This window comes from Streptomyces sp. NPDC005438 (assembly GCF_040606315.1).
Taxonomy (GTDB): domain Bacteria; phylum Actinomycetota; class Actinomycetes; order Streptomycetales; family Streptomycetaceae; genus Streptomyces.
Window position 1 is genome coordinate 134,831 of the sequence record NZ_JBEXEP010000011.1, and the last position, 25,540, is coordinate 160,370.

Below are 25,540 nucleotides of genomic sequence, written 5' to 3' on the forward strand. Positions count from 1 at the left end.
TGGTCCTCCTGTCGGTGTGGGGGTCCCGGGGCGGCTCACGGACCCCGGTCTCGATCAGTGCGTTGAGGAGCGGCCGGCCGGGATGGACGGCGGGGTCCACCGCGCCAGGGCGCGGTCCGGGACGGCCGCCGGTGGCCCGGGAGGTCGGGCCCCGCCGACCTGGCGGCGGGCCGGCGCGGTGGCGCGCCGTGGGCTGACCCCGGCGCGGGGCCCTCTCGGGCGGGGGTGTGGGCGCCGTCGGTGTGTACGGGGCCCACGTCCGGGGGCCGTCGGCGCTCGGGTGGCGCGTGGTCGGGGTGACCGGGGCGGCCGGGTGCCGTCGTCCGGGGAGCCGGGGGTGCCGGTCGGTTCGGGGAGGCACCGCTCGCGGGGCGGGTCAGTCATCGTTCACCGCCCGGGCGAGGTGCCGCACATGGGGTGGGGTCAGCAGTCCGAAGTGGTGGGCCGGTACCTGGTGGACGGCCGGGGGCGGGGCCAGAAGGTCGGCCCACTGTCGGGCGGTGCGCTCGGGGTCGCCGTACGCGGGCAGGTCGGTGACCGGATGGGCGGCCAGCCACACGGTGCCCGGGGTGGCGGTGAGCCGGGGCGGGTGGTGGCCGGCCATGGCGGCGAGGTTGGCGCGGCAGCGGGCGGCCAGCCGGTCGGCGTAGCTCTGGCCGGAGGGGCCCAACTGCCGGGTGCGGGTGGAGTGTTCGCGTAGTTCGTGGCGGAAGACGGTGTCGATGGTGTCCTCGTCGTAGCCGCCGAGGGTGGGTCCGGCCCCGGGTGGGGGTGGGTCGAGCAGGTACAGGTGGTTGACCGGGTGGCCGGTCGCCTCGGCCTCGGCGGCCATGGACACCGCCACCCAGGCGCCGAACGACCAGCCCAGGAGCCGTAGGGGGAGGTCGGAGAACCGGCCGCGCAGTGCGGAGTGGTAGGCGGCGGCGCGTTCGGTCAGGGACCAGTCGGGGACGCCGTCATGGCGCAGCGCGGGGTCGGGGATGAGGCAGACCGTCAGCCGGGGGTCGAGGGCGGAGACCAGGGGCCGGTACGCCTGGATGTCGCCGCCCACGGGGTGGATCAGGCACAGCACCCGCCGTCCCTCGCCCTGTTGCCAGACCTCGACGGTCACCGGGTCGTGGTGGCTGCCCGGGGTGGGCCGCTCCAGGTGGCCGAGGATCTCGTTCAGGCTGACGCGGTGGCCCAGTTGGGACAGTTCGAGGTCGGTTCCGTACAGCCGGCGTACCTCGGTCAGCACGTCCAGCAGGGTGAGGGAGTCGGCGCCCAGGTCGTACAGGGAGCTGTCCGGGTCCAGTCGCTCCACCCCGAGCAGCCGTCGGGTCGCGGCCGACAGTTCCTCGGCCGGCCGGCCCGGGGGCGGTGGAAGGTCGGGTGTCGGTGTCGGGGAGGGGGCGGGGGGTTCGTAGAAGTAGGGGGCCTCCTCCGGGGCGGTGGTGGACACGCACAGGTGCGGCAGTCCGAGGGTGAGCGCGGCGTTCAGTACGCCCCGGGCCTCGGCGGTGGTGAGTCCGACCTCCAGGTGGGCCTGGTGCCGGGGGTCCCCGGCGAGGGCGTCGCGGGCCATGCCGGCCTCGCGCCACACGTCCCAGCCGATGCCCGTCCGTACGGTGCCGCCCGGCGGGGTCCCGGTGGCCGGTTCGTACTGGGCGAAGCCGTCCAGGGCGCCGTTGCCGGCCGCGTAGTCGAACTGGCCGACCCCGCCGAACTGGGCGGACAGCGAGGAGCAGTAGACGGCGCGGTCCGGCCGGTGGGCGGCCACCAGCCGTTCGACCAGCAGGGCGGCCCGCAGTTTGGCCCGGGTGACGGTGTCGGAGGTTAGGGGGTCCCGCCGTACCAGCAGTCCCCCGGCGGCGGTGCCCACCGCGTGGGTGACGGTGCGCAGCCGCTCCAGGTGCGGGGCGAGGCGGGCGGTGAGCTGGTCCAGCGGCTCGTCGGCCAGGTCGGCGGCGACCAGGGTGATCCGGTCGGCGAACCGCCGCAGGTCCTGTGGGAGTTGGGGGTGTCGGGCGACCAGTACCGCCCGGCCGGAGGTGTGGTCCAGCAGCCAGCCGGCGACGGCCGAGCCCACCCCGCCGGTGCCTCCGAGCACCAGGTGGGTGCCGCCGTCCGTTTCCGGGAGGGGGTCCGGGTCCTCCTCGGGTGCGGGGACCGTGGTGGGGGTCGGGCGCCACCAGTGGCCCTGGCGGAGTGCCAGCCGGGGTTCGCCGGGGTCGCGGGCGAGCAGCGCGGGCAACAGGTCGGCCCAGTCGGCGGGTTCGTCCCCGGGCAGGTCCACCCATCTGGTTTCCAGGTCGAGTTCCTGTCGGGGGGTGTGCGCCGCGCCGGCCAGCAGGCCCAGTTCGGGGCGGTCCACCCCGGAGTCGACGGGCTGGGCCCGGTGGGAGAGCCACCACAGTCGGGGGCGGGGCCCGGGGTGTTCGGCCAGCGCCCGGCACAGGGCGGCGGGGGTGTCCAGGCAGGCCCAGCGGGCCTGGTCCATCCGCTGTTCGTCCACCGGTCCGGTGACGCCCAGGGGCAGGGCGTGCAGCCAGTCCACTCCGGCCGGGGCGGGGCCGAGTTCGGCCAGGAACCGGGACAGGGCGCGGGGGTCGGTGGGGTCCAGCCGGTGGTGGTCGGGGCCCAGCCGGGCGTACTCCGTGGCGGCGGTGAGGTGGACGACCCGGGTGTGGGGGTGTTGTTCCAGCGCCTTCCACCGGGTCGGGGCCGAGGGGTCGTCGGTGAGCACCACCAGTACCCGGCCCTCGGGGGCGGCGCCGGCCGTGGCCCGCCTCAGCCGGGTCCAGCGGGTCTGGTGCAGCCACCGTTCCCTGGGTTGCCGGGCCGGGGCGCTGTGTGGTGGCGGGGTGGTGCGGGCCCGGGGCGGGTCGTGGTCGGTGAGGTCGAAGGAGGGGGGCGGGAAGTCCCAGGGGGCCTGCGCCGAGCCGTCGGGCCAGTCCACCGGCGCCCCGGCGAGCCAGGCCTCGACCACCGCGTGCGGTGTGGCCCGGGTGGCGTCCACCCGGGGCGGGGAGGGGTCCGCGTCGGTGAGGTGGGTGGCCCCGGAGGGGTCGGCGGCGAGGGCGCGCAGCCAGTCGACGGCGGTGCTGGCGTGGTGGTGTACGGCCGCCGCGCGGTGGGTCGAGGGGGTACGGCCGGACCGCAGGTGGCGCAGCACCCGGGGGTAGCTGCCGGGGTGGGTGTCGAGGTAGTCGGCGATCCGTCGGGCGTCGGCGCGCAGGGTGCTCAGGCTGTGGGCGGACAGCACCAGGCAGGGCGGGTCCGGTGGGGTGGGGGGTGGGTCGGGTTCGGTGTCGCGGGTCAGCAGCAGGTGGGCGTTGGTGCCGCCGATGCCGAAGCTGCTGACGGCCGCCACCCGGGGTTGGTCGGTGGGCCAGGGTTCGGGGCGGGTGGGGACGCGGAAGGGGGTGAGGTCGTCGGCGCACTCGGGGTTGGGGCGGTGGAAGTCGGGGGTGGGCGGGATCAGTTCGTGGTGTACGGCGAGGGTGGCGCGTACCAGTCCGACCACTCCGGCCGCCGCGCCCAGGTGTCCCAGCTGGCTCTTGACGGAGGACAGGGCGCAGCCGCCGGGTTCGGTGAGCTGGTAGGCCTGCCGCAGGGCGCCCACCTCCACCGGGTCGCCGAGTCGGGTGCCGGTGCCGTGGGCCTCGACGTAGCCGATGTCCTCGGCCCGGTGGCCGGAGCGGCGCAGTGCCTCGCGGACGACCTCGCGTTGTCCGGCGAGGGAGGGGGCGCTGTAACCGAGTTTCTGGGCGCCGTCGTTGTTGACGGCGGAGCCGGTGAGGACCGCGTACACGGTGTCGCCGTCCTGTCGGGCCCGGGACAGGGGTTTGAGGACCACCACGCCGACCCCGCTGGCGCCGACGGTGCCGGCGGCGTCGTCGCTGAACGGTCGGCAGTGGCCGTCCGGGGAGAGGATGTGCTGGGGGCGGTAGTGGTAGCCGTCGGTGAGGTCGGGGTCGATCAGCACGCCGCCGGCGAGCATCACCTCGGCGTCGCCCTGCCGGAGCAGGCCGGCGGCCAGGTGGGTGCCGACCAGGGAGCTGGAGCAGGCGGTCTGGGCGGTGAGTGCCGGTCCGGTCAGGCCCAGGTGGTAGGCGACCTTGGTGGCGAGGAAGTCCTTGTCGTGGTGGGGGGCGAGTTGGAAGCGGTCCGGGAGTTGTGTGGGGTCGGCTTCCCGTAGCAGTGCCTGGAAGTGGGTGTTCTCCCCGCATCCGGCGACCAGTCCGACCCGTTGGGTGGTCGGGTCGCCGATGCCGGCGTGGGCGAGGGCCTGTACGCAGCACATCAGCAGGTGGCGTTGCTGGGGGTCCATCAGCCGGGCGGTGTGGGGGCTGATGCCGAAGCGTTGGGGGTCGAAGGCGAGGGGGCGGTCGAGTTGGCTGCGGGCGCCGACCAGTCCGTCGGCGGCCGGGAAGTGTTCGATGCCGCTGCCGGCGGTGGTGACCAGGTGCCAGAAGGCGGCCAGGTCCTCGGCGCCGGGGAGTCGTACGGCCATGCCCACCACGGCGACCGGTTCGGTGGTGCCGCCGGGGTGCCGGTCGGCGGGGGTGGCCGTCCGGGGCTGGGGGCGTTCCAGGAAGCGGCTCAGCCCGCGTACGGTGACGTGCTCGAACAGGTCGGCGACGGTGAAGGTCAGGTCGGGCTCGGTCTGGCAGCGCAGGTGGAAGCGCATCAGGTCCCAGCTGGTGGCGCCGGCGTCGAAGAACCGTTGCTCGGGGCTGAGGGGGCGGCCGGTGGCCTCGGTGAACAGGGCGCACAGTCGGCGCTCGACGGGCGGGGCGTCCCCCGGGGGCGCCGGCGCGGGGGCGGCGAGTGCCCGGCCCGGGAGGGTGAGGGCGGCTCGGCGGTCCAGCTTGCCGCTGGGGGTGTGGGGCAGGGCGTCCACCCTGCGGTAGTGGGCCACCCGGACGTGGGCGGGCAGCAGTCGGGACAGGTGGCTGTTGAGTTCCTCGGGGTGGGGGTCGTCCTGGGTGCGGCAGCGCAGTACGGCGGTCAGCGCGCCGTCCCGGAGGTCCACCGCCGCGCCGTGGACGTCCGGGTGCTGGAGGAGGGCGGCTTCCACCTGGCCCAACTCCAGCCGGTGGCCGCTCAGTTTGACCTGGTCGTCCCGGCGCCCGTCGTGGTGGAACAGTCCGTGGTCGTCGAGGTGGGCGAGGTCGCCGCTGCGGTGGAAGACGCCTTCGCCGGGGAGTTCGGTGAAGCGTGCGCGGTTGAGGTCGGGGGCGTGGAGGTAGCAGGGGGCGGCCATGGGGCCGCCGATGAGCAGGTGGCCGACGGCGCCGGGGGGCAGGGGCCGGTCCTCGTCGTCGACCACCCGGAGGACGGCGCCGCTCACCGGGCGGCCGACGGCGGGCCGGTCGGGCCAGCGGCCGGGGTCGCCGCTGAGGCACAGTCCGCTGACCACGTGGGTCTCGGTGGGGCCGTAGTGGTTGAACAGTCGGGCGTCGGGGAGTCCGGCGAACCAGCGGCGCAGGGCGTCGGTGCACACCAGTTGTTCTCCGGCGGTGACTACCTCCCGCAGTCGGGACGGGAAGCGTTGGAGCCGTACCCCGTGCTCGGCCAGCAGGCTCAGGGCGACGTAGGGCAGGAAGATCCGTTCGACTCCGGCGTCCTCCAGGTGCTCCAGCAGTGCGGGCAGGTCGTGGCGCCACCCGGGGTCGAGGAGGTGGAGTGCGCCGCCCGCGCAGAGGGTGGTGAGGATCTCCTGGAAGGACACGTCGAAGGAGAGGGCGGAGTACTGCTGGGTGACCCGGGCGCCCTGGAGCCCGCCGTGTTCGTGTTGCCAGTGCAGCAGGTTGACCAGGGTGGACTCGGGGACGTCGACGCCCTTGGGCTCCCCCGTGGAGCCGGAGGTGAACAGGGTGTACAGGGGCCGGGTACGGGTCAGGGGCTCCCCTGGCGGGGTGTGGTGCGCCGTCGGGGTGTCCGACTCCACGGGTATCAGGGGGAGTTCGGGCCACCCGGGCAGCTCCGGGTCCGGGCCTGGGGGGACCAGCACACAGAGCGGGTCGGCCCGGTCGAGTATCCGTCGGGTCAGCGCGGCCGGGTGACCGGGGTCCAGGGGCACCACGGTGAGGTTCTGGCGGGCCGCCGCCAGCAGGGCCACCACCTGTTCCACCGACGGCGGCAGGTACAGCGCCACCCGGGCCGGCGCCTCGGGGTCCGGGGGCAGCGGCAGTGCGGCGAGCCGGGCGGCCAACCCGCGTACGCGGGCGTCCAGTTGGGCGTAGCTGACGGCGCGCCCGCCCCCGGTCACGGCCGGCGCCCCGGGGGTGCGGCGGACCTGTCGGGCGAAGCCCTCGGACAGGGTGGTGAAGGAGGGGTTGCCCGTGGGACCCCGGCCGTGGTCGGGCAGTGCCCGGCGGTAGGGGGCGACCAGTTCGGTCAGGGTGGCCGGGGTGTCCGGGGTTTCGTCGGTCAGCAGGTCCACCGCGCGTCGGAACAGTTCGGCCACGGCGGTGACCCGTTCCGCGTCGAACCCGCCCTCGCGGTACTCCCACAGGCAGTGCAGCCCGTCCCCCTGTTCCAGCACCGACAGGGTCAGCGCGCACTTGGCCTCGGCCGGCTCCGGCCACAGGGGACGCGCGGTGCGCCCGGGGAGGGTGAGCGCCTCGAAGTCGGTGTTCTCCAGCACGAACAGGTAGTCGAAGGGGGCGCCGGAGCCGAGGTCCAGGTGGCCGGCGTCGAGCAGGTCGGCCAGGGCCACGTCCTGGTGGGCCAGCACCCGGGCGGTCTCCCGGGCGTGGCGGGGCAGTTGGTGCCGTAGCTCCTCGTCGGGGGCGAGCCGCAGGGGCAGCAGCAGGGTGTTGGCGAACATGCCCACGGTCGGGGCGAACTCCCCGGCCGGGCGGCCGGCCACCGGGGTGGCGACCGTGGGGCGGCTGTCACCGGTCACCCCGTACAGGGCCCAGGCGTAGGCGGCCAGCAGCAACGGGAAGCGGGTGAGCCCCCGTTCGGCGGCGAGCCGGTCCAGGCGGGCGGTGCGGCGCCGGTCCAGGTGGGTGGGGAGCAGCCTGGCGCGGCCGTCTCCGGCGCCGGCCGGGGTGCGGCGGGAGGGTGTCGGTGGGTGGTCGGCGTAGTGCTCGCCCAGGGCCTGGAGGTGGGCGCGGTAGTCCGGGGTGTGGCGGTGTTCGTCCTGCCAGAGCGCGGCGTCCACGGGGGTGGGGGCGGGTGTCTCGGGTGCGGGTGAGCCGGCCAGGTCGGCGGAGAGTTCCCGGAACAGCAGGTTGAGGGACCAGCCGTCGACGGCGATGTGGTGCAGGTGCAGGGCCAGGACGGGGCCGTCGGCGGTGTGCAGCAGACCGGCGCGCAGCATCCGGGGGCGGGACAGGTCGAAGGGCGGGCCGGGGAACGGGGCGAGGGCCTCCCGCCAGCTCTGGTGCCGGTGGGAGCGGGTCGGCTGCCAGGGGTCGTAGGGGGCGTCGATCCGTTGGCGCAGCCCCTGGGGGGTGGCGTGGAAGGAGGTGCGGAGCGCGGGGTGCCGGGCGACCAGCCGGCGCAGTGCCGCCCGCAGGGCCTCGGTGTCCGGGGGGCCGTCCAGCAGGAAGGCCAGCGGTACGTCGTAGGCGCGGCTGTCGGGGTCACGTTGGTGCAGCAGCCACAGACGGTGCTGTTCCGAGGTGGCCGGCCCCTCGTTCCGGCCGCTGGGTACGGGGGGTGGCGGTGTCCGGGTGGGGTCGGGGCCGTGGGCCAGGGCCCGGGCGAGGCCGGCGAGGTCGGTGTCGAACACCACGGACTGCGGCAGGTCGGTGCCCCAGCGGCGACGGGCCTCGTGGCGCAGGCGCAGGGCGGTCAGGGAGTCGCCGCCGCTGGCGGCCCAGCGGTCGTCCAGGCTCAGGTCCGGGTCGCCGAGCAACTGGCCGGCGAGTTCCAGCACTTCGCGTTGGAGGTCGGTGAGGGGGCCGTCAGTCTTCGGGGGGTGGCGCCAGGGGGGTGTGTCGGCGTCCAGCAGGGCCCGTTCGTCCACCTTGCCCTGGGCGGTGAGGGGGAGTTCGGGGACCCGGTGGGTGCGGTGGGGGCGCATGGCGGGCGGGAGGGTGGCCGTGAGGTGGCGGTGGTACGCGTCGAGGGCCAGCTCGGAGTCCAGGACCAGGTAGGCCAGCAGCCGGTGGGCGCCGTCGGGGTCGCGGAGGGCGCAGACGCGGGCCTGGCGGATCGCGGGGTGGGCGGTCAACCCCCGTTCCACCTCGGCGGGTTCGACGCGGAAGCCGCGTACCTTCACCTGCCGGTCGGCCCGTCCGACGTACCGGATCAGTCCGGTCCCGTCGCGGCGGGCCAGGTCGCCGGTGCGGTACCAGCGCTGCCGTCCGCCGTCGTACCAGGGCAGACGGGCGAAGCGGTGCGCGGTCTCCTCGGGCAGGTGGTGGTAGCCGGCGGCGAGCCCCTCGCCGGCGAGGTGGATCTCGCCCAGTTCGCCGTCCTCGGCGGGGCGCCGGCCCTCGGCCACCAGTACCGCGTGGGTGGCCGGCAGGGGCCTGCCGACGGGCACCACCTCGCCGTGGAAGGCGCGGGGTACCGGGTGCCACAGGGCGAAGGTGGTGCACTCGGTGGGTCCGTAGACGTTGGCCAGTTCGGTGCCGCTGTCCGGGTTGTCGCGGTACCAGCGGCTGACGCGTTCGGCGTCGAGCTGTTCGCCGCCCACCAGGACCCGCCCGACGGTGGCGAAGCAGTCGGGTACGGCGTCCACCACGGCGTTGAACAGGGCGGTGGTGACGAACAGCGCGTCCACCCGGGCCTCGCGCAGGACGCGGGCCAACTCCCGGGGCTGCCGGGCCTGTTCGTCGTCGATCACCACACAGCTGCCCCCGGTCAGCAGGGGCACCCACACCTCGAAGCTGAGGGCGTCGAAGGCGGGGTTGGACAGGCAGGCGTAGCGGGCTCCCGGGCCGGCGCCCACTCCCCCGGGCAGGGCGAGCCGCAGGACGCCGGCGTCCAGGACCTCGACTCCCTTGGGGCGACCGGTGGTTCCCGAGGTGTAGTACAGGAACGACACGGGCGCGTCCCGGTCCTCGGGCACCGGGGGGTGGGGGCCGTCGGGGGTGTCCAGGAGGTGCCGGACCAAGACGGTGGCCGGTTCCCCGGTGGCGCCGGGCGGGGGCGGTTCGGGCCGTACCAGCAGCCGGGCGCCGGAGTCCTCCAGCATCTGCCGTCGGCGCTCGGCGGGGCTGGCCCCGTCCAGCGGTACCACGGTGGCGCCGGCCCGGCGGATGCCCAGCATCACCACGACCAGTTCCCAGGAGCGGGGCAGGCACACCGCCACGGCCTGCCCGGGGCGCACCCCGTGGGCGTCCAGCCCCCGGGCGACCACCCGGCTGAGGCGGTCCAGGTCGGCGTACCGCAGGGGCGTGCCGGTGCCCTGGCCGTCCACCACGGCGGGGGCGCCGGGGGTGCGGGAGGCCTGGGCGAGTACGGCGGCGACCAGCGGGGACGCCGGCCCGGTCCGTTCCGGGGGGCCGCCCATCAGGTCTCCTCCGGCAGGGCGAGCGCGGCCAGTTCCCCCTGGATCACCTTGGCGACCCGACGGGACTCGGCGGTCTCCAGCATCTCCCAGTGGTCGCAGTCCAGGGTCTCGACGTGGAAGGCGCCCCGGGCCCGGTGCCGCCAGAAGTCCCGTACCCGGGCGAGCTGTTCGGGGGCGACCCCTCCGGTGGCCTGTAACAGCACCAGCCGGGCCGGGGAGGGGGCCGGGAGGTGGGCCCGGGCGGTCGCCCGGTTGTGGTTGTAGACGTGGAAGTACTGGGCGATCTGCTCGTCGTCGATGCCCGGGTACATGCCGTTGAACCGCACCAGCTTGTCCCGGAACTCGGCCATCCCCACCGGGCCGAGGGCGGCGCGCTCGGCGGGGTCGTCGGTGGCCTGGGTGTCCAGCAGCACCACGGTCACGTCCGCACGGCCGCCCTCGGCCAGCAGCCGCCCCATCTCGTGGGCCACCAGTCCCCCGTACGACAGTCCGCTGAGGACCAAGGGGCCGGCCAGGGGCTCCAGTTGCCGCAGGTAGCTGGCGGCCATCGCCTCGACGGAGGGCAGCACCCGCTCGCCGGGGTGGAGGCCGGGTGACTGGACCCCGTGGACGCCGACCTCGGGTGGCAGGGCCTTGGCAAGGGACAGGTAGCAGAAGGCGGTGCCTCCGGCGGGGTGGACGCACACCAGGTCGCCGGCGCCGCCGTTCGGCCGGAACTCGATGACGTTGCCCCCGGGTGGGGCCGAGTCGCCGCGTCTGACCAGGGCGGCCAGGTCCTCGATGGTGGGGTGGAGCAGCATCTGCCGTACCGGCACGGTCACCCCCAGCTCCTCCCGGATGGCGTGGGTGACCTTGATCGCGGACAGGCTGGTGCCGCCGACGTCGAAGAAGTCGTCGCGGACCCCGATCTCCTGGTGCAGCAGTACCTCGCGCCACAGGCGGTAGAGGACCAGCTCGACGTGGTCCCGGGGGCTGGCGACGTTGACCTGGTCGCTGGCCGGTGCGGCGGCCCGCTCCAGCAGGGCCGTCCGGTCCACCTTGCCGTTGCGGCCCAGGGGAAGGGCGGGCAGGTCCACGAAGCGGGCGGGGATCATGTGCTGCGGCAGCCGGTCGGCGAGGGCGGCGCGCCACTGGCGGGTGGTGCGCTCGGGCGCCTGGCCCCGTCCGACGGCGGCGACCAGCCGGGGTTGGCCGCTCGGGTCCCGTTCGGTGAGCACCACCGCCTCGCGGACCTCGGGCAGGGTGAGGAGGGCGGCCTCCACCTCGCCGGGTTCGACGCGGAAGCCCCTGAGCTTGACCTGGTCGTCGGCCCGGCCCAGGTAGACGGCCTCCCCCTGGGGTGAGCGGCGTGCCAGGTCGCCGGTGCGGTACATCCGTCGGCCCGGTACGAAGGGGTCGGCCACGAACCGTTCGGCGGTCAGGTCGGGGCGGCCGAGGTAGCCGGCGGCCAGGCCGGCCCCGCCCACGTACAGCTCCCCGGTCACCCCGGGGGGTACCGGGCGCAGTCGGGCGTCCAGCAGGTAGGCGCGGGTGCCCGGCAGGGGGCGGCCGACGGGGCAGGGCCGCTCCAGCGGGGCGAACTCGTGGCGGGCGGTGGTGTAGAGGGTGGCCTCGGTGGGGCCGTAGCCGAAGCAGATCCGCAGTCCGGGCAGCCGCTGGCGCATCCGGTGCAGCGCGGCCTCGGGGAGGGACTCCACTCCGGTGAGCAACTGGCGCAGGCGCAGCCCCCGCAGCCGGGTGTCGGGGTCCTCGTCGATCCACCGCACGTAGGCCGGTGGCAGGAAGCACTGCACCACCCGGTGTTCCCGCAGCCAGGTGGTCAGCGCTTCGGGGTCGCCGCGCAACTCCTCGGGTACCAGGTGGAGTTCGGCTCCGGTGGTCAGGGGCAGCAGCAGTTCGTGGACCGAGGCGTCGAAGCCGACGCCGGACCAGGCGGCGGTGGCCTCGCCGGGGGTGGCGCCCATGTGGTCCAGCCAGCCGTCGAACAGGTTGAGCACGCTGCCCTGGGTCACCGCCACCCCCTTGGGGCGGCCGGTCGACCCGGAGGTGTGGAGTACGTAGGCGGTGGCACGGCGGTCCTCCACCGGTTCCGGCGACCGTCCGCCCTCCCCCTCGGCCTCCACCGAGGTCAACCCGGCCACCGAGGTCAACCCGGCCCATTCCGGCGGGTGTGGGGCCTGGTCGCTGAGCACCAGCGCGGGCGCCGCGTCCTCCACCAGGGCGGCCAGCCGCAGTGGGGGCTGGGTCGGGTCCAGGGGCAGGTAGGCGGCGCCGGATCTCAGCACGCCGAGTATCCCGACGACCAGTTCCGCCGTACGGCCGGTGTGCAGGCCCACCAGCTGTCCGGGACGCACTCCCCGGGCGGTGAGCCCGGCGGCCAGCCGGTCCGCGCGCTGGCGCAGGGTCGCGTAGTCCCAGCGTCCGTCCGCGCAGACCAGGGCGGTACGGTCCCCGTGCTGGTCCGCCCGGGCCGCGAACCGCGACCACAGTCCCCCGGGGTGGGCGGGCGGGGGCGGCTCGTCGGTGGCGTCCCAGTCGGCGAGCAGCAGCCGGCGTTCCCGTGGGGTCATCAGCTCCAGCGCGTCGACCCCGGCGTCCGGTCGCTCCACCAGTTCGGTCAGCAGCAGCCGCAGGTGGTGCACGTACCGCTCGGCGGTCTGCCGGTCGAACAGGGCGGTGGCGTAGTCGAGTTGGCCCCGGACCCGTCCCTCGGACTCGCTCAGGGACAGCGCCAGGTCGAACTTGGCGGCGGCGTACGGGATGGGGAGGGGCTCGACCTCCACGTCCGGCAGCCGCAGCAGTCCCCGTCGGTCCGGTGCCCAGGCGCACATGGTCTGGAACAGCGGGGTGTGGGCGGCGCTGCGGGGCGGGTTGACCAGTTCGACGATCCGCTCGAAGGGCAGTTCCCGGTGGTCCAGTGCCGTCCGCAGCGCCTCCCGTACCCGGTCCAGTGCCTGGACCGCACTGGGGGAGCCGGACAGGTCCACCCGCAGGGGGAGGGAGTTGACGAAGAAGCCCAGCAGGTTCGACAGCCCTCCGCGCCGGTTGGCGGTGGGGGCGCCGACCACCAGGTCGGTGCGCCCGCTCAACCGGGACAGCAGCACCGTCCACCCGGTCAGCAGGGCCACGTACAGAGTGCCGCCCCGGCTCCGGGCCAGGGAGCGCAGTCGCGAGGTCAGCTCCGGGTCGAGGGTGAACTCCAGCCGCCCGCCCTCGTGGTCCTGCTCGGCGGGCCGGGTGCGGTCGGTGGGTACGTCCGACAGCCAGGGGACCTCGCGCAGGTTCCGCCGCCAGTGGTCGGCCTCGGCGTCCAGTTGCCCGTCCCGGACCTGGTCCCGCTGGGCTCGGGCGTGGTCGGCGTACTCCAGGGGCAACGGCGGCAGCCGAGGCGTCTCCCCCGCCGCGAGCGCCGTGTACCAGGTGCCCAGCTCCCGTAGCAGCACCTCCATCGACCGGCCGTCGAAGACCGCGTGGTGGACGGTCAGCAGCAGGACGTGGTGGCCGGGTCGGAGGGTGACCAGGTTGCCGCGTACCAGCGGGCCCCGGCCGAGGTCGAACGGTACGCGGGCGTCCGCCCGGCGCAGCACCCCGAGCCGGGCCTCGGCGTCACGCAGCCCCACCAGGTCGTGGACCGACAGGGCGAAGCCCCCGCCGGGGGGATCGATCAGCTGACGGACCTCGCCGTCCACCTCCACCAGCCGGGTACGCAGGGCCGCGTGCCGGTCCACCAGCGCGTCCAGCGCCCGCCCCAGGAGGTCGGGGTCGACCGGGCCGCGCAGGGTGAAGGCCATCAGCTCGTTGTACGCGGCGCTGGCGCCCGGTAGTTGGGACAGGAACCACAGGCGCTGTTGGGCGAAGGACGCGGGGGCGGACGTCGGGCCGTCGGTGTCCACGGTCGGGTCGGGTGACAAGGCTGGTCATTCCTCTCGCTGGGGCCGGGACGAGAGTCAGCGGTGGCGGTCCTGGGGTCGCCGCTCCGGGGAGCTTCGTGGGGTTCCGCGTGAGGTCCGTGGCGGGCGGCTGTCGCGGGACGCGCACCCGTGGGGGCGCCCCTCAGGGCGCGGCCTGCGAACCCCGAGGTGGGAGGGGGCGGGCCAGAACGACAACGTTGGCATCAACGGTCGGACGGGGACCTGTGCGACCTCGCTCCATGCCGCGCACCAGCTTTCTCACTCTCGGCACCGCACCCACGCGGACGTCATCCGCCTCCGGTCGCCTGCCGGTCCACGGAGGCGGGCTCGATGATTGTGGAGCGGCGGAAGGGCTGTCAATGGCCCGGTTTACGCCTCTGACGGCCCGTTTTCCGCCCGAACCCGAGGGGTGGCCCGCCCCCGACTCCCGGCGTTTTACCGGCCGTTGACCCTCACCGGGCGCACCCCGGGAAACGGCGCCCCGCCCCCTTCCTCCCGTCCGGGCGCGCCCCTCCCCCCACCACGGCTCGGCACAACGCGTCACGATCCCTCACACCCACTCCCGACAGGGGGAGTTCGGCACCGTCGGAGGGAGGAGGGCACCCCTCCCCCACGGGAGGGAACCGTCGCGCCGAGGGGCACCCCGCCGCCCCGGGGACGCCCGCTCATGCCTACCGGGGCGTAGAAAGCCGGGCGCCAAACGGGCATCAGGATCGGCCCCAACTGGCCGGTACTGGCCCAGACTTTTCTCCGAACACCACCATGCGCCGTCCATCGGTCACTTACGGTCGCCACATCGACCGGCGCGGGCCGAGGAGGGCGGCCACCCCACACGCCACCCACCCGGGGACGCCCGCGACCGGGCAAGCGGAACGCCGCCACCCGAACCGTCCGCCCGGCAACAGTGGTCGCACGGCAACGGTCAACCCGTCCGACCTCCCCACGGCCGGCCGGGCACCGCACCCGGCGGCCGGCCCCCCCTCGAAGGGCTCCCATCCGAGGGCCACGTACGCCGGAGCGGCGGGGGGAGGTCACCGGGACCCCGGCGAAGTTGCGGGCGGGTGGGCCCGCTCCCAAGGTGGAAGAGGGCCCACGGGCGACGGCGACCCACCACCCCACCGACCCGTACACGGGCCGACCCACCCGACGTATCCGACGACGGACACCGGTACGCCAGCCGCCGGCGGCGTCACCGGGGATCGGTGACAGCTGTGACCACATCACCCTTCGGGTCGGCCGACCCGTTCTCGGACCTGTTCAACCGCTTCTTCGGCACCAGCCCCGCCGCCTCCCCGCCAGCGGTGCAACGGGTGCCCATCGGACGGCTGCTCAGCGACGCCGCCCAGGAACTCCTCCAGGCCGCCGGGGAACGCGCCGCCCGGGACGGCGCCGACCTGGACAGCGTCCACCTGCTGTGGGCGGCCACCCGCAGCGCGCCCGGACGCTCCCTGCTGGAGCACGCCGGGATCGACCCCGACCAGGCGACGGCCGAGGTCGAGCGGCTCCTGCCGCACGGGGACGAGGGACCCGAACCCGCGCTGACACCCGCCGCGAAGCGCGCGTTGCTACGCGCCCACGCCCGCTCCCAGGACGCCGGCGACTCCTACATCGGCCCCCAGCACATCCTGGCCGCGCTGCTGGAGGACCCCGCCTCCGGCAGCGCGGAGGTGTTCGGCCCCGACGGGGTGGAGCGGAGCCCGGTACGCGACCACCGGAGCGGCCCCAGCGACACCCCCACCCTGGACGAGTACGGGCGTGACCTCACCGAGGAGGCCCGCTCCGGCCGGCTCGACCCCGTGGTGGGCCGGGCCGAGGAGATCGAGCAGACCGTGGAGGTGCTGTCCCGGCGCTCCAAGAACAACCCCGTACTGCTCGGCGAACCCGGGGTGGGCAAGACCGCCATCGTGGAGGGCCTGGCCCAGCGGGTGGTCGCCGAGGAGGTGCCGCGCTCGCTGCGGGGGCGCCGGGTGGTGGCCCTGGACCTGTCGGGTCTGGTGGCCGGATCCAAGTACCGGGGCGAGTTCGAGGAACGGCTGAAGAAGGTCGTGGACGAGGTCACCTCGGCCGGCAAGAACGTCATCCTGTTCGTGGACGAACTCCACACCGTGGTGGGCGCGGGCGCCGGCGGCGAGGGCGCCATGGACGCCGGCAACATCCTCAAACCGGCCCTCGCCCGGGGTGACCTGAGCATGGTGGGCGCCACCACCCTCGACGAGTACCGCAAGAACGTCGAGAAGGACGCCGCCCTGGAACGCCGTTTCCAGCCGGTGATGGTGCCCGAGCCGACCGTGGCCGAGACCGTCGAGATCCTCCAGGGGCTGCGCGACTCCTACGAGGCCCACCACGGAGTGCGGTTCACCGACGCCGCCCTGGACGCGGCGGCCCGGCTCTCCGACCGCTACGTCACCGACCGCTTCCTCCCGGACAAGGCCGTGGACCTGATGGACCAGGCCGGCGCCCGGGTCGCGCTGCGGGAACCGGACGGCAGCGCGACCCGCGCGGACGCGCTGCGCGAGGAACTCACCCGGCTGAACCGCGAGAAGGACGAGGCGGTGAACACCGAGGACTACGAACGCGCCGCCGAACTCAGGAACCACATCGCCCGCGCCGAACGCCAGTTGGACTCCACCGGCGAGGAGCGGGAACGGGAGCCGGCGGCCGAGGTGACCGAGGAGGACGTCGCCGACGTCCTCTCCCGTCGGACCGGCATCCCCGTCTCCCAGCTCACCTCCACCGAACGGGAGCGGCTGGTACGGCTGGAGGAGACCCTGCACCAGCGGGTGATCGGCCAGGACGAGGCGGTGACCGCCGTGGCCCAGGCCGTACGGCGCGGCAGGTCCGGCATGGGCGACCCGGACCGGCCCACCGGCAGCTTCCTGTTCCTGGGCCCCACCGGGGTGGGCAAGACCGAACTGGCCAAGGCCCTCGCCGAGATCCTCTTCGGCGAGGAGGACCGGCTCATCCGACTGGACATGAGCGAGTTCCAGGAACGGCACACGGTCTCCCGGCTGGTCGGCTCACCCCCCGGTTACGTCGGCTACGAGGAGGCCGGGCAGCTCACCGAGGCGGTACGCCGCAAGCCGTACAGCGTGGTGCTGTTCGACGAGGTGGAGAAGGCCCACCCGGACGTGTTCAACCTGCTGCTCCAGGTCCTCGACGACGGACGACTCACCGACGCCCAGGGCCGCACCGTCGACTTCCGCAACACCGTGGTCATCATGACCAGCAACATCGCCTCCCAGACCATCCTGGACCACCACGGGGAGGTGGACGAGATCCGCGAGGAGCTGATGGCGCGGCTGCGCGCGCACTTCCGCCCCGAGTTCCTCAACCGCGTGGACGAGATCGTGGTCTTCCACGCCCTCGAACGCGCGGACCTGGTACGGATCGTGGACCTGTTGCTGGATCACAGCCGCCGCAGGCTGCACGCCCAGCGGGTGGACCTGGAGGTGACCGAGACCGCAGAGGAGTGGCTCGCCGGGCAGGGCTACCAGCCCGAGTACGGTGCCCGCCCCCTGCGCCGCACCATCCAGGGCGAGTTGGACAACCGCCTGTCCAACATGCTGCTGGAGGGTCAGATCGGTCCGGGCGACACGGTCCTGTGCGACGTCCACGACGGCGCCCTGGACTGCACGGTGACCACCCCCGACCGGGAGAAGGTGGACGCCGCGTAGGCGCCGTGGGGTTCCGCGACGCTCGGTGAGCCCGTTCTGGTGCCGTGTCCGAGGAGACGGCGCGAGGTGGAGGAGCCGGACACCCCGCACCGGTGGTGCCCGTGGCCGCTACGGCGACTGCGGGGCGGGGGTCGTGTCCCTCAACATCCCGGGACGCCCTTGGCACCTGGAGGCACCAGTGGGCCCCGGGAAGGGCTACGGGGATGTCCCGAGGGAACCCCGTACCCCGCCACGGGGCTCGACCGCGTGCGGCCTCCGTCGACACCTCGCCCTACGGCCGAGCCGAGGCCACCCGCCCCCGAAGGAGCGCGGACTGCGGGTCCGGGACCACACCGGGGCTGGCCCTGCCGCGAGTTGACGGGACGTCATGCCCCTGGTTTCCGCGTCGACCCGGCACCGGGGCCGACTCCGGTGGGCCCCGCCGCACGGGCACGGCACCGAGCGCCTCAGCGCACCGCCGCCCGGGTGCGGCACGGCACCGTACCGGCCGAGGGGTACGGCCCGAGCCCGTCAGCGGCCCGCAGACCCCCGACCCCGGTCATCCCACTCGGGCAGTGGAAAGGGCCGCCCTGTGCCACGAGTTGACGGGACGTCATCCGCGCGGTCTCCCGGCTGGTCGGCAGCGGGTCGGTGGCCGTGACAACGCGCGGCCTGAACCAGGGCCGCTACGAGGCGACCCCCACGGCCCGGGGAGCGGTGCCCCACGCGCCAGGCGGGCCCGGAGCCGCGCCGTGACAGAATCACGCCCGGGGTTCCGCCCCCTCGCACAGGACTCCCGGTTCGCGTGGACCGCGCGGAACCGGACCACCGCCGAACCCCGGAAGGCGCCCCGCGTGTCCACCCAAGTCATCGTGCTCAACGGCGGATCCAGCTCCGGGAAGTCCGGCATCAGCCGCTGCCTCCAGGCGATCCTTCCCCAGCCCTGGATCAACCTGGGAGTGGACGACCTCGTCCAACGGCTTCCCCCCGCCCTGCTCAGCTCGGACACGGGCCTCACCCTCGGCTCTCGGGGACAGGTGGCGCCCGGACCGGACTTCCAGCGGTTGGAGGCGGCCTGGACGGCCGGTATCGCCGCCATGGCACGGGCCGGCGCCCGGGTCGTCATCGACGACGTGTTCCTGGAGGGAACCGTCTCCCAGGAGCGGCTGCGCGCACGCCTGGGAGACCTGGACGTGCTGTGGGTCGGGGTGCGCTGCGCGCCGGAGACCGCCGCCGCCAGGGAGCTCGCCCGGGGCGACCGTACCCCCGGGATGGCGGCCTCCCAGGCCGAGTCGGTGCACCGGGGCGTGGCCTACGACGTCGAGGTCGACACCACCCGGGCCGAGTCGCTGGACTGCGCCCGCGCCATCGCGTCCCGGGTGCGCTGACCGCCACGACCTCGGCGGTGGTCAACCGCCGGCGGGCTCGGAGGACTTGGACGGCTTCAGCACCAGCTGGGTCTGGGTGGTCTGGGCGACCAGCCGGTCCCGGTCGTCCCGCAGGTCGGTCTGCACCACCAGCAGGGTGCCGCCGACGTGCAGGGGGCGGGCCGTGGCGTGGGCGCTGCCGTCCCGTACCGCGCACAGGAAGTTGGTCTTGGACTCCACCGTCGAAGTGCCGGCCCCCCGGGGCAGGTTGAGGTAGGCGCACACGGCCCCGACCGAGTCGGCCAGCGCCATCAGCGCCCCTCCGTGCAGCATCCCGCCTGCCGTACAGGCCCGCTCGGACCAGGGCAGGCGACCCTCGGTCCACTCGGGGGTGGCGGTCACCAACTCCACGCCCAGCCAGGTCGCGAAGGGCATGGCGGCCAGGAGTCGGGCGGTGTCCCCCTCGGGCGACGGTGAGGAGGCGGACGACGGGGAGGACGAGGGCATGGGTGCGCTGCCTTTCGGGTGGCTGGCTCCGCCGTCATCCGGCGTGCGGGGTTTCGCCCCGTAGTGTGCCAGCGCGGTACGACAGCGCCCGGAACCACGGCCGGAACACGCCAACCCCGCGACCAGCAGGGTCTGTTGGGGCACTGCGGACCCCGCTCCACACCCTCGTGGACCACCCGGGTTCCGCCGCCGTACAGGGTCGGCCGGCGCCGACGCGGGCCAGGGGCCGGCCACCGTAGGCCCTCGTGCACCCGCACCAGGTTCACGCCCTCCCGGTACGGCCACGGTGGACCGGGTTCCCTCAACCGGCGTGGTCCCGACCTCGCGGCCCTCCATGGGTGGGGGCCAGGCGCGGCCGTGGTGGCCGATCGAGGGCGGGACCGCCCGGGGCTCGCCCAGGCTGGGCGTGCGGCGTGGCGGGGCATCGCCCTTACCCCGTACGCGTCCCCACCGGCCGGGCGGGGACACCCGGCCAGGTGCCCGGTCACGGGGCGGAGGCCACCGCCGGTGTGCCGGTCGACCAGTCGAGACCGGCAACCGGCACACCCGGGCCCTGGGGGCGCGTCGTTCGGATCAGGGAGCGGCTCGCGTACCGCGCGTCGGACCGCCCCGCGCCTCGCCCACGGCGGATGAGGTGGGGCACCAGGACACGTTCCCGGGTGCCCCACGACCACGTCCGCCGAGGTCTCCCGGTGTTCCTAGGCGCGGCGTATCTGCATCAGGGCCACCCTGGCGTTGTGTCCGTCCACGTCCATGGGGACCACCTTGGTGCGCTTCAGGCGGAGTTCGGTGCCGTTGCCACCGGGAACCCAGCCGATCTGGTCGATGCCTCCCTTGAAGGCCCGCTTCTCGTGCTGGGGCATCAGCAGGGGCATTCCGTTGCGGTTGACGTCGCCGGTCCAGATGACCGGGAAGCCCTGGGAGCGCCAGTGCCGCAGCACCTCCTCGCGGTGCGTACGGAAGTGCCGGGCCCACATCCGGTCCCGCCAGGCCTCGTGCGCGTCCTCCTTCCCGTTCCAGGCGCCGGCGACGTAGTGGGTGTTGGCGAACACGAACCGCATCTTGGGGTCGTCCACGTGCTGGAGTACCGCCTGGGTGATGACGCGGTGCGGGGACACCCCCTTCTTCCCTCCGTGGACCTTGGTGACCCTCTTGTCGATGATCTTGTACTCGTTGGGCACGGAGATCGGTACCCGTTGCGCCGGGTTCTTGTGCTCGTAGATGTTCTCGAAACCGGAGCCGAAGTGCTTGTTGATCCAACGCGCCTCGCGACCGTCGTCGTCTCCCTCCCCGATCTCCTGCCACCCCACCAACGGCTTGGCGTAACCGTCACCGGACTTCACCGCGCGCCGCACCGCGAGGATGGCCGGCTCCCGCTTCTTGAGCCGCTTGCGGCCGATGTTCGCCGTCACCACGATCAGGGGCTGCCACCCACCGGCCGCGCCGGCGCCGCCAGCGACGGCCGCCACTCCGGCGGCACCGAGCACGGCACCGCCTCCGAGGGCGAGCGCGCGCCTCCTGCTGATGTCCATGGATCATCCTTCCTCGTGAGCTGTCACGGCTGACTCGCCGTGATGGCCGCCCCTCGGGGCGAGCCCTGGTCCAGTACGTCGTGGGTCTGGGTCGTTGTGGGGCCGTACCCGGAGAGCCGGGTCAGGCCCCCTGCCGGTTCCGCGTGCGGGTGCCGTTTGGCGTCGATGGCCCGGCGGCCGTGCGGCGGGCAGACCCACCCGCCGGCGTCACGGAACGGCCCCCGGGCGGACTTCGCGACGGCGCGGCCGACGCACTTCTGCTCCGCCCCCTTGCGTGTGGCCGTGGAGAACCTCAGGTAGCGGTCGCCGAAGCACGCGACCCCGGGCGCCCAGACGGCACCGCCCGGCTTCGTCCAGCGGCCCGGCCCACCGGGCAACGCGTCGCCCGAGGCCCAGTCCGCCATACCGACCGAGTCACCCGAACCATGGGCGAGCACCGGCACGTTGAGCCTTCCCTCGCCGCCGCACCGCTTGCCCCGGCCGGCGGGCACCGTGGCTCCGTGGGTCAGGTGGCCGCCGTCCTCGGCAGGGACGGTGTCCGGGTCGGCCAGCGGGAAGGACGACCCGTCCGCCCGGGTGCCGGCGCTGTCGCGCGCTCCCCCGGCCGGCGGCTCCTTCGGCGACGGGAGCGCGGTGGACACCGCGAGGATCACCGTGCTCCGACGGCCACGGAGCAGGGTCCGGTTCTGGCCTGACGAGCGGGTGTGCGATGGGTCCCTCATGTCTTCCCCCGAAGTCGCGTCCACCTCGTGGATCACTCGTCCGCCATGGAAGGGGGATGACAAGGACCTGTCAACGATCCGTGGCCCCCTCAGCCAACCCGTCGCTCCAGGACCGGGCGGCACGATCTCCTCCCGTCACCACACCTCACCGGGCCTCCTTCGGCGGGCCCACTCCCCCGGCGAGGTCCACCACGGGTCGCCGACCGTACGAAAAGTCCCAAGGACGGAACGCCGACCTCCGGCCGCCCGGCGCCCGAACGTCGGCCGACCTCGCGGGAGCGGGACCGGGTACGCCGCGAGGCGTACCGGCACGCCTCAGCCCCGAGCGGAAGAGGCGGACGGCCCGGGTCACGGTCCCGACAACCGCGCGCCCGGCGCACATCCCCCACCGGTGGGAGGGAACACCGCGCCCTCCCGTACGAGGGGGAGCGCTACGGGGCGACCTCGGTCCGGGTTCTGAGTACCCCGGCGGCCACGGCGGCGAAGGCACAGCACGCCGCGGGCAACAGGAAGGTGAGGTTCAGCGGCATCAGCCGGGTGAGCCAGCCGATGACGGCCGGGCCGGCGAGCATACCGAGGTAGCCGAGGCTGGCCACCCGGGAGACGTTGGCCCCGGCGGCGCTGGGGTCGGCGTGCCCGGCGGCGCTGAAGAGCTGGGGTACGCAACCGGACAGGCCGGCGCCGAAGACGGCCCACCCGACCAGGGCCGCGCCCACCCACGGGGAGAGCGCGGCGAGGGTGACCCCGGCGGCGGCCACGGCCGCTCCGTACCGGAGGACGGAGGCGGGACCGAACCGGGCCGAGAACCGGTCCGCCAGCAGGCGACCGATGGTCATCGTCGCGGCGAAGGAGCCGTAGGCGAAGGCGGCGGTACTGGCGGAGGTGTCCAGCACGGTGCGCAGGTGCAGCACGCTCCAGTCGTTGGCGACGCCCTCGCTCATCATCACCATCAGCGCGAGCACGGCCAACAGCCAGATACGGGCCGGGGCCTGGCGTGCCCCCGCCTCCTCGCCGACCCCTTGCCCGGGCTCCACCGAGCGGTGGCTGTCGGCGGGCAACAGCAGGGGCGCCGCGACCAGGGCGACGAGGGCGCCCAGTACGGCGGACGCCCCCAGGGCCTCGGCCGGCCCCCAGCCGAGGGAGGCCATGGCGGCCCCGGCGCCGGCGGCGAGGACGCCGCCGACCGAGAAGGTGGCGTGGAAGGCGGACATCACCGGTCGCCCGTACCGCTTCTCGACCTCCACGGCGTGGGCGTTCATGCTGACGTCCAGACAGCCGTTGCCGAAGCCCAGCAGCACCAGGGCTCCGGCGAGGGTCCAGGCGCTGGTGGCGAGTCCGGGCAGCGCCAGGGTGAGGCTGCAGAGGACGGCGCTGGCCGGGACCACCGTGCGGGTGCCGACGCGGTCGGCGACCGGCCCGCCGAGCCGCAGGCCGAGGAAGGCTCCCCCGCCGAGCAACAGCAGGAAGCCGCCGAGTACCGCGTGACTGATGCCCGCCCGGTCCTCGATGGCGGGGATCTGCACAATCCACATGCCCAGGAGGGTGCCGTTGAGGACGAAGTAGACGAACGTGGCCAGCCGGGCACGGCTCAGGGAGCGCTCCATTCCGCGAACGTATCGAACATTTCTGATGTGTGGAACATGGCTCTTCTCACAGGATGGCCGCGCGATGGATGATGGTGTTCAATCACGCCATGGCGAACACGGACCGGCTGCGACAGATCGCCGAGGCGGTACGCGAGGCCGGAAGCCTCGGGGTGGCCGAACTCGCGGACCTCACCGGCGCCTCGGAGATGACCGTACGCCGTGACCTGGACACCCTCGCCGCCCAGGGAGTGCTGGAACGCTTCCGGGGCGGAGCGCGCACCCTGCTGCTCCGCGGGGAGGAACCGCCCTTCGCCCTCCGGGCCCGGGAGGGCGTCGAGATCAAGCGGCGCATCGCCGGGTGGGTGGCCGACCAGATCGCCGACGGCGAGACCCTGGTGCTCGACAGCGGCACGACCTGCCTGGAGGTGGCCCGGGCGCTCCGTGGCCGCCGGGTGAACGTGACTCCCCTGTCGCTGCCTGCGGTGAACGCGTTGACCGACCCTCCCGGCCCCACCACGGTCACCGTGCCCGGTGGGCGGCCACGTTCCGGCGAGGGCGCGCTGACCGGCCCCCTGACCCTCACCTCGCTCGCGGCGTTGCGGTTCGACACCGCGGTGATCGGCTGCTGCGGCTTCAACGCCGCGCAGGGGCTGACCGCTTACGACCTGGACGACGCGGCCGTCAAGAAGGCCGCCGTCGAGTCCGCCCGCCGGGTGGTCGCGGTGGCCGACGGCACCAAACTGTCCCGTACCGCCCACGCCTTCGTCGCTCCGGCCAGCGCGGTACACCTGCTGGTCACCGACGCCGAAGCCCCCGAGGAGGAGGTCGGGGCCCTGGCCGCGCAGGGCGTCGACGTCCGCACCGTGTAGCCCCTCGGCCCCGGGGTGGTCCGGCTCACCCCCGGAAGCTGGGACCACATCCGTCGCGGGGCGTTGCGACGTGGGCGTCCGCCAACCTCCGCGAGGACGGCCCGAGTTACCCGACGGGTCGGGTGAGGCGCTCCACCTCGGAGGATGACCGCCGTCCGACAGCCAGCCCACGTCCCCGCGCGCCAACTCCCCTCCCCCACGCCGGTGGTGCCGTCGGTACGCCACCGGCACCACGTTCCTCGGGTAGGTCCACCATCGAGTACGTTTACCTGGTCACCTACTTACGGATCCACCGGGGCCAAGGCCGCTGGCACCACCGGGTGGACCCGCCGGCACCGGGCTCTCGTGGGGTGCACGACCACCCACGGGACACGTGGTTCGGGGCGGACGTGTACGGGATCGGTACCGGCAGCACACCACGGGTAACGGCCACGAGGAGAAACCCGCTCCTCGGCACCCCGTAGGCGTCCGGGGCCACGGCACGGGCTGCCGCCCCGCGACACCAACCGCCCTCCACCCACTGGGAATCAGACGACCAACGGACACATCACCACCACGACGGATACCGTCAACTCTCTTACCGGCACCAGCCCAAAAGGCTCATCGTTTGTGCGATGAATCGCCGGGTATGCGACCTGCCAGCCACGCCATCGATGCGCGCACGCGCCGAAGGAGAAACGTCTATGCCGAATCGCGAACCGGGCACCAAGAATCCCGAGAAGGGCTACGTAGCTCTTCTCGGGTGGAGTCTCAACGCGGTGGAAGCAATCGACCGGTTCGACCGGAGATATATCGTCGTGGCGCCGGAGTGGGCCGAGGATTACTGCATCGAGCACGACATCCCCTACGTTCCGTGGAATTTCGAAAGGCTCAACGACCGTTCCATGGAGATCGCCGAAACCCTCCAGAAAAAGGGCGTCGACATCGCGATCCCGCTGTTCGAGGAGACGGTGGAATGGGCGGGGGCGATCAACTCCGTACTGCTGGACGACCCACGTCTGTACGGCCAGGCCATGCTGCTGCGGGACAAGGCGCTGATGAAGCGCCGCGCGCAACTCGGAGGCATCCGGGTCGGAATCTTCGAGGAGGCCCACGACCGGGAGGACGTGACCCGCTTCCTCAGGCGCGTCAACCAGACCCTGCTCAAGCTGGACGGCGACCCCAACGACCCGATCCATCTCAAGGCATTCGACAAGGCTGGCTGCCTCGGACATCGCGTCATCCGCACGCCGGACGAGGTCGACACGATTCCGGACGAGGAGTTCCCGGTCCTCATGGAATCCCACCTCGACGGTTGGGAGTTCGCGGTCGAGGCCTGGGTGCACAACGGGAAGATCAAGTTCCTCAACATCTCCGAATACGTCACACTGGGGTATTCGGTGTTCGTACCGGCGACCCCGGAACTGGAGCGGTACCGACCGCAGATCACGGCGCAGATCGAGAAGCTCATCAAGACGTTCGACATCGAGTTCGGTTTCGTGCACCCGGAGTATTTCGTCACCAGTGACGGAGAGATGTACTTCGGTGAAGTCGCCTACCGGCCGCCGGGCTTCAAGGTATTCGAACTCCTGGAGCGCGCGTACGGATTCAACGCCTACCATGGCCTGGTGTTGGCCTTCGACCCGAAGACGACAGAGGAGGAGATCGACGCCTTCTTCCCCCGCGAGGTGGAAGACGCGTCAGGAGTCGCCGGCTGCTTCGGTGTCTACCCGCGCCGCCGTGTCGTCAACGACCTGCGGATCCCGGAGGAGACCGAGGACGACGACTACTACGAGTCACACGACCTCTCGAAGCCGCTCGAGGAGACCGTCACCAAGAGGACCGCGTTCGGCACGCACTGGGGTCTGGTGTACTTCTTCGGTGATGACCCCTACCGGATGCGCGACCTGTTGAAGCAACAGGAAGAGCTCGACTTCTACGTCTGACAACCTCG

Annotated in this window: 10 protein-coding genes; 4 read left to right on the forward strand and 6 right to left on the reverse strand. The window is 73.6% G+C overall.

The window, feature by feature from the left end; all coding sequences use genetic code 11:
* Positions 1–376: 376 nt before the first annotated feature.
* Complete coding sequence (locus ABZT14_RS22060; RefSeq protein ID WP_356305391.1) at positions 377–9,460, reverse strand: amino acid adenylation domain-containing protein; 9,084 nt, start codon at positions 9,458–9,460, stop codon at positions 377–379.
* Positions 9,460–13,371 (reverse strand): amino acid adenylation domain-containing protein, encoded by a 3,912-nt coding sequence (locus ABZT14_RS22065; protein ID WP_356305393.1) that lies wholly within the window; start codon positions 13,369–13,371, stop codon positions 9,460–9,462. Before ABZT14_RS22065 ends, ABZT14_RS22060 begins: the two co-directional genes overlap by 1 nt.
* 1,211 nt (positions 13,372–14,582) lie before the next feature.
* Here ABZT14_RS22065 and ABZT14_RS22070 point away from each other — a divergent pair.
* Both ABZT14_RS22070 and cpt read left to right on the forward strand, forming a co-directional pair.
* Entirely contained in the window at positions 14,583–17,045 is a 2,463-nt protein-coding gene (locus ABZT14_RS22070; protein WP_356305395.1) for an AAA family ATPase, read from the forward strand.
* 833 nt (positions 17,046–17,878) lie between these two features.
* Complete coding sequence (gene cpt / locus ABZT14_RS22075; RefSeq protein WP_356305397.1) at positions 17,879–18,412, forward strand: chloramphenicol phosphotransferase CPT; 534 nt, start codon at positions 17,879–17,881, stop codon at positions 18,410–18,412.
* Between the two features lie 21 nt (positions 18,413–18,433).
* Here the strand turns inward: cpt and ABZT14_RS22080 are convergent, their stop codons facing one another.
* The 4 genes from ABZT14_RS22080 to ABZT14_RS22095 all read right to left on the reverse strand — a co-directional run bounded on the left by ABZT14_RS22080 (position 18,434) and on the right by ABZT14_RS22095 (position 22,756).
* The gene (locus ABZT14_RS22080; RefSeq protein WP_356305399.1) at positions 18,434–18,898 is read right to left on the reverse strand and encodes a PaaI family thioesterase; all 465 of its coding nucleotides are present in this window, start codon (positions 18,896–18,898) and stop codon (positions 18,434–18,436) included.
* 698 nt (positions 18,899–19,596) lie between these two features.
* Positions 19,597–20,430: a hypothetical protein gene (locus ABZT14_RS22085; RefSeq protein WP_356305401.1), complete on the reverse strand. Its 834-nt coding sequence runs from the start codon at positions 20,428–20,430 to the stop codon at positions 19,597–19,599.
* 23 nt (positions 20,431–20,453) lie between these two features.
* A complete protein-coding gene (locus ABZT14_RS22090; RefSeq protein WP_356305403.1) occupies positions 20,454–21,152 on the reverse strand; it encodes a hypothetical protein in 699 nt (232 codons plus the stop codon).
* Between the two features lie 431 nt (positions 21,153–21,583).
* Entirely contained in the window at positions 21,584–22,756 is a 1,173-nt protein-coding gene (locus tag ABZT14_RS22095) for an MFS transporter (protein ID WP_356305405.1), read from the reverse strand.
* A gap of 89 nt (positions 22,757–22,845) precedes the next feature.
* On the opposite strand from ABZT14_RS22095, the gene ABZT14_RS22100 reads away from it, so the two are divergent.
* On the forward strand, positions 22,846–23,607 hold the full coding sequence (locus ABZT14_RS22100) for a DeoR/GlpR family DNA-binding transcription regulator (RefSeq protein WP_356305407.1): 762 nt from the start codon (positions 22,846–22,848) through the stop codon (positions 23,605–23,607).
* 683 nt (positions 23,608–24,290) lie between these two features.
* Positions 24,291–25,532: a carboxylate--amine ligase gene (locus tag ABZT14_RS22105; protein ID WP_356305409.1), complete on the forward strand. Its 1,242-nt coding sequence runs from the start codon at positions 24,291–24,293 to the stop codon at positions 25,530–25,532.
* The last annotated feature ends 8 nt before the right edge of the window (positions 25,533–25,540 follow it).

Excerpts from the sequence above, each read along its gene's own strand:
- ABZT14_RS22095 (WP_356305405.1), bottom strand. The coding sequence starts at position 22,756 with ATGGAGCGCTCCCTGAGCCGTGCCCGGCTGGCCACGTTCGTCTACTTC.
- ABZT14_RS22060 (WP_356305391.1), bottom strand. The coding sequence starts at position 9,460 with ATGGGCGGCCCCCCGGAACGGACCGGGCCGGCGTCCCCGCTGGTCGCC.
- ABZT14_RS22105 (WP_356305409.1), top strand. The coding sequence starts at position 24,291 with ATGCCGAATCGCGAACCGGGCACCAAGAATCCCGAGAAGGGCTACGTA.
- ABZT14_RS22090 (WP_356305403.1), bottom strand. The coding sequence starts at position 21,152 with ATGAGGGACCCATCGCACACCCGCTCGTCAGGCCAGAACCGGACCCTG.
- ABZT14_RS22080 (WP_356305399.1), bottom strand. The coding sequence starts at position 18,898 with ATGCCCTCGTCCTCCCCGTCGTCCGCCTCCTCACCGTCGCCCGAGGGG.
- ABZT14_RS22100 (WP_356305407.1), top strand. The coding sequence starts at position 22,846 with ATGGCGAACACGGACCGGCTGCGACAGATCGCCGAGGCGGTACGCGAG.
- ABZT14_RS22085 (WP_356305401.1), bottom strand. The coding sequence starts at position 20,430 with ATGGACATCAGCAGGAGGCGCGCGCTCGCCCTCGGAGGCGGTGCCGTG.